10 protein-coding genes are annotated in these 13,882 nt (G+C 72.1%); 1 reads left to right on the top strand and 9 read right to left on the bottom strand.

All coding sequences use genetic code 11. The features are described 5' to 3' along the window. Positions 1-28: 28 nt before the first annotated feature. From IEY98_RS17085 to IEY98_RS17055, 7 genes are all read right to left on the bottom strand, one after another. On the bottom strand, positions 29-850 hold the full coding sequence (locus tag IEY98_RS17085) for an NUDIX domain-containing protein (protein ID WP_189211393.1): 822 nt from the start codon (positions 848-850) through the stop codon (positions 29-31). Between the two features lie 34 nt (positions 851-884). Beyond that, positions 885-1,775, bottom strand: coding sequence for a hypothetical protein (locus IEY98_RS17080; RefSeq protein WP_194510805.1), 891 nt, complete (start codon positions 1,773-1,775; stop codon positions 885-887). A gap of 64 nt (positions 1,776-1,839) precedes the next feature. Continuing rightward, on the bottom strand, positions 1,840-4,338 hold the full coding sequence (locus IEY98_RS17075; RefSeq protein ID WP_189211392.1) for a DEAD/DEAH box helicase: 2,499 nt from the start codon (positions 4,336-4,338) through the stop codon (positions 1,840-1,842). Positions 4,339-4,408: 70 nt separating this feature from the next. Next, positions 4,409-4,885 (bottom strand): hypothetical protein, encoded by a 477-nt coding sequence (locus IEY98_RS17070; protein ID WP_189211391.1) that lies wholly within the window; start codon positions 4,883-4,885, stop codon positions 4,409-4,411. Positions 4,886-5,156: 271 nt separating this feature from the next. Next, positions 5,157-5,993: a metallophosphoesterase family protein gene (locus tag IEY98_RS17065; protein ID WP_189211390.1), complete on the bottom strand. Its 837-nt coding sequence runs from the start codon at positions 5,991-5,993 to the stop codon at positions 5,157-5,159. 43 nt (positions 5,994-6,036) lie between these two features. Continuing rightward, the gene (locus IEY98_RS17060; protein ID WP_189211389.1) at positions 6,037-6,498 is read right to left on the bottom strand and encodes a (2Fe-2S)-binding protein; all 462 of its coding nucleotides are present in this window, start codon (positions 6,496-6,498) and stop codon (positions 6,037-6,039) included. Positions 6,499-6,508: 10 nt separating this feature from the next. After that, complete coding sequence (locus tag IEY98_RS17055) at positions 6,509-8,692, bottom strand: xanthine dehydrogenase family protein molybdopterin-binding subunit (protein WP_189211388.1); 2,184 nt, start codon at positions 8,690-8,692, stop codon at positions 6,509-6,511. A 209-nt stretch (positions 8,693-8,901) separates the two neighbouring features. On the opposite strand from IEY98_RS17055, the gene IEY98_RS17050 reads away from it, so the two are divergent. Further along, positions 8,902-9,366: a hypothetical protein gene (locus IEY98_RS17050; RefSeq protein ID WP_189211387.1), complete on the top strand. Its 465-nt coding sequence runs from the start codon at positions 8,902-8,904 to the stop codon at positions 9,364-9,366. 906 nt (positions 9,367-10,272) lie between these two features. Here IEY98_RS17050 and recQ read toward each other — a convergent pair. After that, positions 10,273-12,249, bottom strand: a complete 1,977-nt coding sequence (recQ, locus tag IEY98_RS17045) for a DNA helicase RecQ (RefSeq protein WP_229786981.1) — start codon at positions 12,247-12,249, stop codon at positions 10,273-10,275. Positions 12,250-12,871: 622 nt separating this feature from the next. Beyond that, the gene (locus IEY98_RS17040) at positions 12,872-13,837 is read right to left on the bottom strand and encodes a TIGR03557 family F420-dependent LLM class oxidoreductase (RefSeq protein WP_189211386.1); all 966 of its coding nucleotides are present in this window, start codon (positions 13,835-13,837) and stop codon (positions 12,872-12,874) included. Positions 13,838-13,882 lie beyond the last annotated feature (45 nt).

Raw genomic sequence — 13,882 nt, 5'->3', positions numbered from 1 at the left:
CACACGGCCAGGGTAGCCCCGCGCGCCGTCAGTAGGCCACGCGGTCCAGCAGCCAGCGCGGGCCGACCACCTCCGCGCCCGCCTCCTGGCAGCGCGCCCGCAGCCCCCGGTCCGCGGTGACGACCGTGCGCGCCCCGCCCCGGGCCAGCTCGGCGATGGTGTCGTCGCCGCTGCCCTCGGCGGAGACGACGCGCACCCCGGCGACCGACTCGACCCCGCGGGCCTGGCCCTCGACCACCAGGACGACCTCAGGGAACGCCACGTCGAACCCGCCGAGGCCGGGCACGTCGCCCAACCCGGCCAGCGCGTCGCGCAGCCGGGTCGCAGCGCCGCGCCGGTCGCGCCACCAGCCGTCCGGGCGCGAGCCCATGACGTTGGCGCAGTCGACCACCAGCACCGGCCTGCGCAGGTGCTCCCGCACCCTCGGCCACGCCTTGGCGAACGGCCCGAACAGCGGCCGCAGGTGCACCTCGCCGACCGGCACCCACGCCGCGTCCTCCGTCTCCCCGGACGCGGGCCCCACGGGCGGCGTCCGCTCGACGGTGGCGATCACGGTGTCGTACGCCCAGCCGCCGTGGTCCTCCCGGAGGATGCCCAGCGGGCTGACCAGCCCGGGGTCCAGCGTCGACTCCTCCGCGGTCTCCCGCAGCGCCGCGGTGACGGCGTCCTCGTGGCTGTCCCGGGCGCCGCCGAAGGTGCCCCAGGTGCCGCCGCCCATCGTCCACCAGGCCCGGTGCTGCAGCAGCACGTGCCCGTCCGAGACCGGCAGCAGCCCGGCCGCGCCGTAGCGGCCCCAGTGCAGGTGGCCCCGCTCGCACCGCACCACCCGGTCGCCGTCGCCCTTGCCCACGCCGTCCCCTTCCGCCGAGGTCAACCGTAGGCGGTCAGTTGCGGGGTTCGCGGGCTCCGGTCGCGTGCGCGGGGCGGGAAAGGTCGCAGTAGGGGTGGACCTCGGTGCGCGTGTGGTCGGCCGACGGCGGCGCCGCGTGCAGCGGGATGATCCACATCTCCCGGTCGCCGGGCGCGCACGACGGGCTCGCGGGCGGTCCCGGCTCACCGCCGACAACGGCGCCGTCGTCGTCGCGGAAGACGATCAGCGCGCCCGGGGGCTCGATCGCCCCGCCCACGATCGCGCCCGTGGCGTCCCGGTACACCGCGGCGGCGCCCCGGCTGGTCAGCGCCCGGCAGTTCGGCGAGTCCTCCCGGTAGCGCAGGCTGACCACGCCCGGCGCCGCCGGGTTCGGGTGCTCGGTGGCGACCCCGGTCGCCGTGACCGTCCGGAAGGGACCGAGCGCGTTCCCGTCCAGCCAGGTCGTGGTGGTCAGCTCCACCTCGAACGACGCCACGACCGCCGCTCCGCCGCCGTACAGCGGCGCGGGGTGGGCGTCGGTGCCGACACCCACGCGCTGCCCAGGCAGCACCACCGGGATCTCCACCACCCGCCGGACCTCGCCCGCGCGCTCCTCGGGCAGCCACATCCGCTTGGCGTCGAACAGCCGCACCAGCACCCGCGTCCGGTACGCGGCGTGACCGCTCGTGTTCTCCACGACCGCGCCGACGCTGACCACGTCCGCGCTCTGCGTGAAGCCCTGCTCCACCACCCGCAGCCCACCGCCGTCGGGGGCGGCAGACGGCGCGGCCGGGGTCCCCTCGGCGTACGCCGGGATCGCGCACTCGGCCGCCCCCGACGGCGACGGCCCGTCCACGACCGCGATCACGGCGGCCCCGAGGACCACCGCGACCGCGGCCGTCAGCAGAGGGCGGAGGGCCGCCACGGGGCATCACCCGCTCCTGGTCGGTGGGACCCGAACATCCCACGGCGACCGGGACCGATCAACGTCAGAACTCGCCCACTGTCCGCACCGCCAGAACGGCGGTCCCGGATTCATCCGAAGCGCGCAAATCCACGTCCGCGGTGAAGCCCCAGTCGCCGTCGCCGTTGGGGTCGTCGAAGATCTGCCGGGCGTGCCAGACGTCCTCGCCCTGCTCCAGGATCAGCAGGGCGGGCCCGCGCGCGTCCGGGCCGGTGCCGATCTGGGCGTGCACGTCGAAGTACGGCTCCAGCGCGTCCGCCCACGCCTCGGCGTCCCAGCCGCTGTCGCCGTCGAGCTCGCCCAGCGCGTGCCAGTCGCGCCGGGCGGCCAGCTGCACGCGGTGGAACAGCGCGTTGCGCACCAGCACGCGGAACGCGCGCGGGTTGGTGGTGACCGCGGGCGGGGCCTCGTCGACGGGGGCCTCGGCGTCGTCGGCGGGGTTGGTCAGCTTCTCCCACTCGTCCAGCAGGCTGGAGTCGACCTGGCGGACCAGCTCGCCCAGCCACTCGACCAGGTCGGTCAGCTCCTCGGTCTTGGCCTCGTCCGGCACCGTCTGCCGCAGCGCCTTGTACGCGTCGGCAAGGTAGCGCAGGACCAGGCCCTCCGAGCGGGCCAGGCCGTAGAAGGAGACCAGCTCGGCGAAGGTCATCGCGCGCTCGTACATGTCGCGCACGACCGACTTCGGCGACAGCCGGTGGTCGCCGACCCACGGGTGCCCGCGCCGGTAGGTGGTGAAGGCAGCGTCCAGCAGCTCGGCCATCGGCTTGGGGTAGGTGACCTCGTCGAGCAGCGCCATGCGCTCGTCGTAGTCCATGCCCTCGGCCTTCATCGCCGCGACGGCCTCGCCCCTGGCCTTGTGCTGCTGGGCCGACAGCACCTGGCGCGGATCGTCCAGGATGGACTCCACGACCGAGACCACGTCCAGGGCGTAGGACGGCGACTCGCGGTCCAGCAGCTCGATCGCGGCCAGCGCGAACGGCGACAGCGGCTGGTTGAGCGCGAAGTCGACCTGGAAGTCCTCGGCGAGGGCGATCGTGCGGCCCTGCTCGTCGGGCTCGTCCAGCTTGCGGACCACGCCAGCGGCCAGCAGCGCCCGGTAGATGGCGATCGCCCTGCGGATGTGGCGGCGCTGGGCGGGCCGGTCCTCGTGGTTGTCGGTGAGCAGCTTGCGCATCGCGGCGAACGCGTCGCCCGGGCGGCCGATGACGTTGAGCAGCATCGCGTGGCTGACCTGGAAGCTGGAGGTCAGCGGCTCGGGCTCGGCCTCGACGAGCCGCTCGAAGGTCGGCTTGCCCCAGGAGACCATGCCCTCCGGCGGCTTCTTGCGGACGAACTTGCGCTTCTTCTTGACGTCGTCGCCGAGCTTGGCCAGCGCCTTCTCGTTCTCGATGACGTGCTCGGGCGCCTGCACCAGCACGGTCCCGACGGTGTCGTACCCGGCCCGGCCCGCCCGTCCGGCGATCTGGTGGAACTCGCGCGCCTTGAGCAGCCGCGTCCTGACGCCGTCGTACTTGGACAGCGCGGTGAACACCACCGTCCGGATCGGCACGTTGATCCCGACGCCGAGCGTGTCCGTGCCGCAGACGATCTTCATCAGCCCGGCCTGGGCCAGCCGCTCCACCAGCCTGCGGTACTTGGGCAGCATGCCCGCGTGGTGCACGCCGATGCCGTGGCGCACGAGCCTGCTCAGCGTCTTGCCGAAGCCGGGGGAGAAGCGGAAGTCGCCGATCAGCTTGGCGATCTCGTCCTTCTCCTGGCGGGTGCAGACGTTGATGCTCATCAGCGACTGCGCGCGTTCGAGCGCCGCCGCCTGGGTGAAGTGCACGACGTAGACCGGGGTCTGGTTGGTGCTGAGCAGCTCCTCCAGCGCCTCGTGCAGGGGCGTCATGCCGAAGGAGAAGAACAGCGGGACCGGCCGCTCGGCGCTGGCCACCACGGCGGTGTCGCGGCCGGTGCGCCGGGTCAGGTCGTCCTTGAACCGGGTGACGTCGCCGAGGGTGGCCGACATCAGCAGGAACTGGGCCTTGGGCAGCTCGATCAGCGGCACCTGCCAGGCCCAGCCCCGGTCGGGCTCGCTGTAGAAGTGGAACTCGTCCATGACGACCTGGCCGACGTCGGCGTCCGCGCCGTCGCGCAGGGCGATGTTGGCCAGGATCTCCGCCGTGCAGCAGATGATCGGCGCGCCCGGGTTGACGCTGGAGTCGCCGGTCATCATGCCCACCTCGGACGCGCCGAAGATGTCGCAGAGGGCGAAGAACTTCTCCGAGACCAGCGCCTTGATCGGCGCGGTGTAGAAGGTGCGCTGCTTGTGCGCGAGCGCCACGAAGTGCGCGCCCGTCGCCACGAGCGACTTCCCGGACCCGGTGGGGGTGTTCAGGATGACGTTGGCGCCGGAGACCAGCTCCATCAGCGCTTCTTCCTGCGCCGGGTACAGCGACAGGCCCTGGTCGTCCGCCCACCCCGCGAAGGCGTCGAACAGCGCGTCGGGGTCGGGGGAGCCGGGGAGGCGGGCGGTGAGCGTCATGGTGCCCACGATCGTGCCCGGTCGGCCGCCGCGCCCGCCACCGGGGTGGCGCGGCGGCCCGGGGGAGGTCCTAGAACCGGTGCCCGTAGAGCACGCTGCGCACCGCTCCGACCACGGAGCTGAACAGCGGCAGCGACGGGTGCGCCAAGTCGGGCGCGGTGGCCCAGTGCGTCACCGACCGGTCGGTGTCCGGTGTGGGCAGCAGGACCCTGGCGGTCACCGGCTCCACACCCGGCGGCAAGGGGCGCCGCCGCTGGTCATCGGTCGCGGGCTGGGTGAGGAACGTCCACTCCGTGCGCTTGCCGGGCACCGCGAGGACGGGGCCCGCCAGCATGCGCAGCCGCAGCCACCACTGCACCTCCGCGCCCAGTCCCGCGCGCATGCGCAGGGCGCCCACCTCGGGGCCGACCTCCAGGTACGCGCCGAGCGAGTCGCCGTCCACGGGCCAGTGCAGCACCGAGCGGTACTCCGACACCTCGAACGCGACCGACTCCGGTCTTCCGTCTCCGTCCACGGCGTGCAACGCCGCGATGTTCGCCGCCGTCATGGCGAGGCACCCTCCACCGTCGCCGTCCGGCATGTCGCCCCATTGCGGCCGCCGGGCGCCGACTCTCGTTCATCTAAAGGATCGGCGGTGAAGCCCCCCGCGACTCATCCCAGTAACCCATAACCTCACGGTGATAACGGTCACAGAGGGTCATAGTCGGATGGCGGTGCGGCGCATCCGGGCAGGTCGCGCGGAGGGCGGTCGTCCGGAGAGGCGTCACCCGCCCGCGCGGCGCCGGTCCCGGATTGTGCCGGGGCGAAGTGCCGCCAGGTCAGACGCGCGCCGGGCTCGGGAAGACCTTGCGCAGGATGCCGTGCGGGTTCCCGTGGCGCTTCCACTCCCTGGGGTAGCCGAGGCTGACCTCCTGGAAGCGGACCCCGTCGTGGTGGGTCACGCGCGGGACGTGCAGGTGCCCGTAGATCATCGCGGCGGTGCGGAAGCGGGTGTGCCAGTCGGCCGTCAGCGTCGTGCCGCACCACTGGGCGAACTCCGGGTACCGCAGGATGTCGGTGGGCTCGCGGACCGTCGGGTAGTGGTTGATCAGCACCAGCGGCACGTCGGGGTCGCAGCCGGCCAGGCGGGCCTCGGTCTCCGCCGCCCTGGCCCGGCACCAGTCGTCGCGGGTCTCGTACGGGTCGGGGAACAGGTAGTACTCGTCGGTGCAGACGATCCCCGCCGCGTGCGCGATCGACAGCGACTCCTCCTTCGTCGACGCGCCGGGGGCGCGGAAGGTGTAGTCGTAGCCGACGAACAGCGGGGCCAGCCGCACCGGGCCGTCCTCCCCCTCCCAGACCGCGTACGGGTCCTCCGGGGTCAGCACGCCCAGCTCCCGGCAGATCGCCACCAGCCGCTCGTACCGCTCGACGCCGCGGGTCTGGTCGGGGTCGTTGGGCGTCGTCCACAACTCGTGGTTGCCCGGCGTCCACACGACCCGCGCGAAGCGGCCCGCGAGCAGTTCGAGGGCCCAGCGCACGTCCGAGGTCTTCTCGGCGATGTCGCCTGCGACGATCAGCCAGTCCTCGGCCGACCCCGGGCGCAGACCGCGGGTGATCTCGCGGTTCTCGTCGTAGGTGATGTGCAGGTCGCTGACGGCCAGAAGGGTGCCCACCCCCCGATCCTGTCATCCGGACCGGGGGTCGGGCAGCCGGACGTCAGCTTCTCATCAACTCGGCGGCGCGCTTGATCGCCTGCCGGACGCGGAAGTACGTCCCGCAGCGGCACACGTTCTCGATCGCGTCGATCTCGGCGTCGGTCGGGTCCGGGGTGCGCCGCAGCAGCGCCACCGCGGCCATGATCTGGCCCGGCTGGCAGTAGCCGCACTGGGCGACGTCCTGCTCCAGCCAGGCCTGCTGCACCGGGTGGAGCACGTCGCCGTCGGCGAGGCCCTCGATCGTGGTCACCTCCCGCCCCGCGATCTCGGCCACCGGGGTGACGCAGGGGTTGAACGCCTCGCCGTCGATGTGGCTGGTGCACGCCTTGCAGACGTCGATGCCGCAGCCGTACTTCGGTCCGGTGATGCCCAGTTTGTCCCGCAGCGCCCACAGCGCGGGGAGGTCGGCGGGAGCGTCCACGGTGACGGTCTCCCCGTTGACGGTGAAGGAGTAGGTCGGCACGGATGGCTCCTTAGCGCGGGAACGGCTCGAAGTCGACGGGGAAGTTGATGGGGAACGACCGCGGCTTGACCCCGGTCGCGCGGGCGTAGGCGTTGGCGATCGCGCCCACCGCCGCGGGCACGCCGAGTTCCCCGGCCCCGCCGGGCTCCCCGGACGGCGGCATGATGAAGATCCGCACGTCGGTGGGGGAATCGGCCTGGCGGGCGTAGTGGAACTGGGAGTAGCTGCCCTCCAGCGGCAGGCCCCGGTCGATGTGCAGGCCCGCGGTCAGCGTCGTGGAGATCGCGTCGGTGAGGCCGCCGAGCAGCTGGGCCTCCAGGCCGCGCGGGTTCACCGGCAGACCGTAGTCGGCGGCGATCACCGCCCTGGTCACCCTCGGGTGGGCGCGGTCGCGCGCGTCGATCTCCACCAGGCACGCGGTGCACGACTTGTACTCCTCGTGGAACCCGACGCCCTGGGCGAACCCGGCAGGCAGCGCCTTGCCCCACTGGCCCTCCACCGCCACCTTGTCCAGCACCGCGCGCTGGCGGGCGGTCTTGAGGAACGCGCGGCGGAACGCGACCGGGTCCCTGCGCAGGCGGCGGGCCAGCTCGTCGACGAAGATCTCCTCCGCGCCGCGGGTGTTCGCCGAGTACACCGACCGCCACGAGCCGGTGTGCATGCGCAGCGGGACCTCGTTGAGCAGCTGCGTGGTGACGCCGAAGTGGTACGGGGACTTGATCGTGGTCAGGAAGACCGTCTGGGCGAAGCTGAGGTTGCCGCCCACGGGCAGCTCGGCCGCGGTGGCGGTCAGGATCTCGCCGAGGCCGTGCCCGAAGTCGGTCTCCACGCTGGCCACGCGGTGCTCGAAGGTCAGCACGTTGCCCAGGGCGAACGTGGCGCGCAGCTTGTGGTGGCTGGCCGCGCGGGTGCGGCCGTGCCGCATGTCGTCGATACGGCTCCACAGCAGCTTGACCGGCCTGCCCGCGGCCTTGGAGATCCGCGCGGCCTCCAGCGCGGCGTCGAAGAACAGCCTGCGGCCGAAGGAGCCGCCGCCCTGCACCACGTGCACCTTCACCCGGTGCTGCGGCAGGCCCAGCTCGGCGGCGATGGTCTGCTGGGCGACGATCGGCGACTTCAGCCCGGCCCAGATCTCGGCCCGGTCGGCCCGCACGTCGGCGATGGCGGTGTTGGACTCCAGCGGCGCGTGGCTGACGAAGGCGAAGTCGAACTCGGCGTCCTGGTACTGCGTCAGCAGGGGCGGGACCACGAACGGCAGGGCGGCGGCGCGCAGCTTGCGGCGGATCGTGTCGTCGTCCTCGTCGTCGACCGTGCCGGGGTTCCAGGAGACCTCCAGGGCGTCCTTGCCCTGCTGGGCCTGCCCGAACGTCTCGGCGAGGACGGCGACGCCGGTCTCGACCACGACGACGTCGACGACGCCGGGCATGGCCTTGACCGCCTCGGCGTTGTGCACGCGCCGGACGGTGCCGTTGATCGTCGGCGGCCTGCGGACCATGGTCGGGTGGCCGGGCAGGTCGAGGTCGAGGGTGTAGCGCTGGCGGCCGGTGACCATCGCCCGCGCGTCGACCCGGCTGGTGGGGGTGCCGACGATGCGGTGCTCGGACTTGGGCGTGACGGTCGTGGGGCCGAGGTCGGTGCGCGCGGCGTCGCGGGTCAGCTCGGCGTAGGTCGCGCGGTGGTCCTGGCCGAGCACGGCGCCGTCCTCGGTGCGCAGCGTCGTGGCCGGGACGCCCCACCGGGCCGCTGCGGCGGCCACCAGGCGGGCGCGGGCGGCGGCAGCGGCGGTCCGCACCGGGCGGTAGACCGAGCGGATGGTGTTGGAGCCGCCGGTGAGCTGGTTGAACAGCAGCTCGGGGCGGGCGTCGTCGAGCACGACCCTGACCAGCGCCAGCGGCAGGTCGAGTTCGTCGGCGACGAGCATGGCGGTCGCGGTGGTGATGCCCTGGCCGACCTCCGCGCGCGGCAGGTGCAGCGTCGCGCCGCCGTCCTCGTCGACGGTCAGGGTGAGCAGGTTCGCGGTGGGGGCGCCCGCGAGGATCAGGATGTCGCCGAGGTCGAGCAGGTCGGCGGGGGCGGGCGGGGTGGGGACAGCGGCGAGCGCGGGTTCGGCTGTGCCGATCTTGGCCGCCACCGTGAGCGTCGGCGCGGCGACCAGGTAGGCGAGGAACCGTCTGCGGTTGGTGGGGATCGACATGTGCGCCTTTCCGGACGCCGGGATTGACCCGGATGGAGTGCACTGTGATGCACCGCACCCTATGGATGATGATCCGGAATGTGCAACGCTGAGTAGCGAGCCCTCGCGAATCGTGTCACGTCGTGACACGCGCAGGGCAGATGGGGTGCATGCGCGCACAGTCCGCGGGGTACCTGAACCAAACCGGCGGACGACGAGGAGCGACTGTCATGACCGAGCACCCACGCGGCATCGCGCGCAGGCTGGTGACGGTGACGCGGGGCGGAGCCGCCCCCGGCGTCGACGCCCCGCTCGACCTGCTCGGCGGCCCCGACGAACGCACCCGCCTCCGCGCCGTCATCCGCGAACTGGTCGACGCGACCGCGGCGATGCTCCTCCACCGAGGCGGCGACAACCCAGACCACCTCTACCTACTGGACCTCCGCGACGCCGAGGGCAACGAGGTCTCGGTGGACGACCTCACCCCACCCGTCCGGGCCCTGGTACGAGCCGTCCTGGCGGACCTGAACGGCCGCCCGGAGGACGTGGACGTCCAGCTGGAACTGTCCGTCCGCAACGAAGGCGGCGACCCCCTGAGCGTCCTCGTCCTAGCCCTCCTGTGGACCGTCGGCTCCCTGGAGTGGTGCGAAGCCCACGACGCCGACCCCCCAGCCTGGCTCGCCCAGACCGCTTAGAGGCGGGCTAGCAGGCCGCGTACAACTCCCCAGGCTGGAAGGCACCCCGACCGCCACGCCTCGGCCCGGTGCTCCGGCAGCGCGCACCAGCCACCGCCCCTCCATGACGTGCCCAGCTCCCCGCCCCCCGCCTGTCCGGACCGTCAGCGAAAGCCGACTGCCGCGCCCTAGGCGCCCCGAGTGCCACGCCCGACTGACCTGCGCTGACCGCCCACTCGCTGACCGCAGGCGCCGCCGCGCAGAGCGCAGACCGCCGATGAACGACACGCAGCACTTCGACTTCGCCCGCCCACTCGCTGGCTGTTCGCTCGCTGACCGTTCGCTCGCTGGCCGCCGTCCCGCATCCCCGTGCTGGTCGAGGCGTTCCGACTGCCGTGCGCCGACCCCCACCACCCTCCGGCGGGTTGGTTGACTCGCCGACCGTCCCCCGCCCTCCGGGTTGCTTGGCGCGCTGACCGCCCTGCGCTCTCCGGCGTTGGCTGGTTGCCGCCAATCCACCGCTACCCGGCGTTGGCTCCCGACGCCGACCGCCGTCTCCCGACGTCGTGCGCCGGACGTCGTGCGCCGGACACCGTGCGCCGGACGTCGTGCGCCGTATGCCGTGCGCTCTCGCTGGACGCGTGCGTCGACTGCTGTGCCTGGACTGCGGTGCGCCTAGGACGCGTGCCGGTTCCACCTGCTGGCTGGTCCATCGACTGCCGTGGTCCGCCGAGACCTGACTGCTATCCGCTGGGCTGGCGTCGCTAGAGGGTGCGCGGCTGGGGTTGCCGTCGCACCCGGCCATCCATATGCGAACGCACCTTCGGCGGTCTCGCCCCCGGCCCCTGCATTCCTGGTGCTCGCCCTGCATTCCTGGTGCTCGGTGGCTCGGTCGTGCCTTGGGGCCGATTTAGTTGTCCTGTGGGGTCAGTAGTCCTCCTCGGGGGGTTCGGGCAGGGGGATGTCGGTGTCGTCGTGGGAGGTGAGGTGGGGGTGGTCGGGGGCGGGGGTGGTGGGTGTGGAGGGGGCGTTCGGTGTGGAGGGGGCGGCGTTGGGGGTGGCTGGGGTGTTGCCTGTCAGGGTGTCCAGGACTTGCTGGCCGTAGCGGGCGAGTTTGGCTTCGCCTACGCCGCTGATCTTGCTCAGCTCGGCGAGGGTGGTGGGGTTGGCGGCGGCGATGGCGCGGAGGGTGCTGTCGTGGAAGATCACGTAGGCGGGGAGGCCCTGTTCCTTCGCTGATGCCGCTCGCCAGGCGCGGAGGCGGTCGAAGGTGGGTTGGGCGGTGGAGGGCATGTCGACGGACGCGCGCTTGCTCGTCGAAGCCGTGCGGGTGGGGCGGGCTGCGCGTTCCGGGTCGCGGCGGAGCATTACCTCGCGTTGGCGGGCCAGGACTGCGGGGCTTGTGTCCGTCAGGTGCAGGGTGCCGTAGTCGCCCTCGACCTTGAGCAGGCCTTGGGCGAGCAGCTGGCGCACGACAGCGCGCCACTCCGTGTCCTTCAGTTCGGTGCCGATGCCGAAGGTGGAGAGTTGGTCGTGGCGGTGTTGGGTGACCTTGTCGGTCCGTTTGCCCAGGAGGATGTCGATGATCTGACCGGCGCCGAAGCGCTGGTTGCGTTCGCGGTCGAGGCGGACGATGGTGGACAGCAGCTTCTGGGCGGCGACCGTGCCGTCCCAGGTCTCCGGCGGGGTCAGGCAGGTGTCGCAGTTGCCGCACTCGGGGGCGCTCTGGCCGAAGTAGTTCAGCAGTTGGCCGCGCCTGCACTCGACCGTCTCGCAGAGGGCGAGCATCGCGTTGAGGTGCTGGCCCAGCCTGCGCCGGTGCGCCTCGTCGCCCTCCGAGGCGTCGATCAGCTTGCGTTGCTGCACGACGTCCTGCAGGCCGTACGCCAGCCAGGCCGTCGACGGCAGGCCGTCGCGGCCCGCGCGGCCGGTCTCCTGGTAGTAGCCCTCCACGGACTTCGGCAGGTCCAGGTGCGCCACGAACCGGACGTCCGGTTTGTCGATGCCCATGCCGAACGCGATCGTGGCGACGACGACCAGGCCGTCCTCGCGGAGGAACCGCGACTGGTTGGCAGCGCGGGTGCGGTTGTCCAGGCCCGCGTGGTACGGGACGGCGGGGATCCCGTTGTCCACCAGGAACTGGGCGGTGTCCTCGACCGAACTGCGCGACAGGCAGTACACGATCCCGGCGTCGCCGTCGTGCTCGGTGCGGATCAGGTCGAGCAGTTGGCGGCGCGGGTTGTTCTTGGGGACGATGCGGTACTGGATGTTGGGCCGGTCGAAGCTGGCGACGAAGTGCCGCGCGTCGGCCAGGTCGAGGCGGGTGGCGATCTCCGCGCGGGTGGCCTCGGTGGCGGTCGCCGTCAGCGCGATGCGGGGGATGTCCGGCCAGCGCTTGTGCAACTCGGACAGCAGCAGGTAGTCGGGGCGGAAGTCGTGCCCCCACTGCGACACGCAGTGCGCCTCGTCGATGGCGAACAGCGCGACCTCGCCCTGGTCGAGCAGCCGCACGGTGGACTCCACCTTGAGCCGCTCGGGCGCGAGGTACAGCAGGTCGAGCTCACCGGCCAGGAACGCCTGCTCGGTGTCCCGGCGCTCGGCGAAACCCTGGGTGGAGTTCAGGAATCCGGCCCGCACCCCGAGCGCGCGCAGCGCGTCGACCTGGTCCTGCATGAGCGCGATCAGCGGCGAGACCACGACCCCGACACCGGAGCGCACCAGCGACGGGATCTGGTAGCACAGCGACTTCCCGCCGCCGGTCGGCATGAGCACCAGCGCGTCGCCGCCGCTCGCCACGTGCGTGACGATCTCGGCCTGGTCGCCGCGGAACTGTTCGTAGCCGAACACCCGCCGCAGGACTTCCTGGGCGGCGGCGCGGACGTCGATCTGGGTCTCGGGAGGCACGGGTCCGATCCTAGAGGCGCGCCGGAAACGCGTGCCGCCCCTCGCCGCCGGGCTGTGGATAACTCGATGGTGAGGGACGTTCGGCTTCGCTCGGCGGGTGTTCTGGAGGCCGGACCTTCAGGGGTATCGAGACCTTCCCGCGTCGTTTCATGTCGGGGGTGATTGCCGGGCGACCGATCGCGGCGCGGCAGCTCAGTGGGCCGATGCGGCAGGGCGTTGCGGCATCGAGAAATTTTGTCGTGCCCCGGCGATAGGATTGAACCTGGGGGTTCGCCCCCGGGTGGGAGGGGGTCTGCTCTCTGCGCGCGCGTGCGTGAAGCAGGGTGTGGTCGGGGGGAAGCAGGTGTGGTTGCGCGTCAGTGGTGTGGGTGTGCAGCAGGTGGGTATGGAGCAGTTGGGCGCAGTGGGTGAGGCAGATGGGCTGTAGCTGGGTGTGAATCGGATGGGCTGTAGTTGGGTGTGAAGCAGGCAGGTGTGCAGTGGGCGCGCGTGCAGTGGCGGCCCGCAGTAGCGGGCGTGCGGTAGGCGCGCGTGCCGCAGGGGTGGAGCGTGTGTGGTCAGTCGCAAGTGCGGTGAGTAGGTGTAAGGGCGTGCAATAGCTGAGGCCGAATGTGGCAAGTGGTTAGAGGGTGCGGAGGGCGGGGAGGAGTTCCTTCTCGGCGAAGTCGAAGAAGTCGCGTTGGTGGTCGCCGCCTATTTGGACCAGGGCGATGTCGGTGAAGCCCGCCTCGGTGTAGGCGGAGACTGCCTTGAGGATGGGGTCGATGTCGGGTCCACAAGGGATGCTCGCGGCGACGTCCTCCGGGCGGACGAATTGGGTGGCCGCGGCGAAGGCCGCTGTGCCGGGGAGTTCGGCGTTGACCTTCCAGCCGCCGCCGAACCAGCGGAACTGGTCGTGGGCCCTGGTGATGGCGGCCTCGCGGTCGCGGTCCCAGCAGATGGGGAGCTGGCCGATCTTGCGGCTGCGGCCGCGGGCCGCGGCGTCCCAGCCGGTGACGAGTTGCTCGTTGGGCTCGACGGCGATCATGTGGTCGGCCAGTGGGGCGAAGCGGTTGACCGACTGCTTGCCGGAGACGGCGACGGCGATGGGCACGCGGGTGTCGGGCAGGTCCCACAGTTTCGCCGAATCCACCCGGAAGTGGTTGCCGCCCCGGGTGACGTAGCCGCCGTCGAACAGGGCCGAGATGATGTCGACGGCCTCGGCCAGCATGTCGTGGCGGACGTCGACGGTGGGCCAGCCGCGGCCGACCACGTGCTCGTTGAGGTTCTCGCCCGCGCCCAGGCCCAGGACGAAGCGGCCGCTGGCCAGGATCTGGGTCGTCGCCGCCTGCTGGGCCACGATCGCCGGGTGGTAGCGGATGATCGGGCACGTCACGTACGTCATCAGCTCGACCCGCTCGGTGACCTGGGTGACGGCGCCCAGCACGCTCCACGCGTTCGGGGCGTGGCCCTGGGCGTCGAGCCAGGGGAAGTAGTGGTCGCTGGAGACCTCGAAGTCGAACCCGGCGCGCTCGGCAGCGGCGGCGTAGGCCACCAGCTGCGCGGGCCCGGCCTGCTCGGTCATCAGCGTGTATCCGAAGTGAGCCATGGCGTGGAGGTTCCCGGCGCCCGCCGGGCACAAACGTAGCCCCCG

The organism is Actinokineospora fastidiosa, assembly GCF_014648415.1.
Lineage (GTDB): Bacteria > Actinomycetota > Actinomycetes > Mycobacteriales > Pseudonocardiaceae > Actinokineospora > Actinokineospora fastidiosa.
This window is presented reverse-complemented; position numbering and strand designations above follow the sequence as displayed.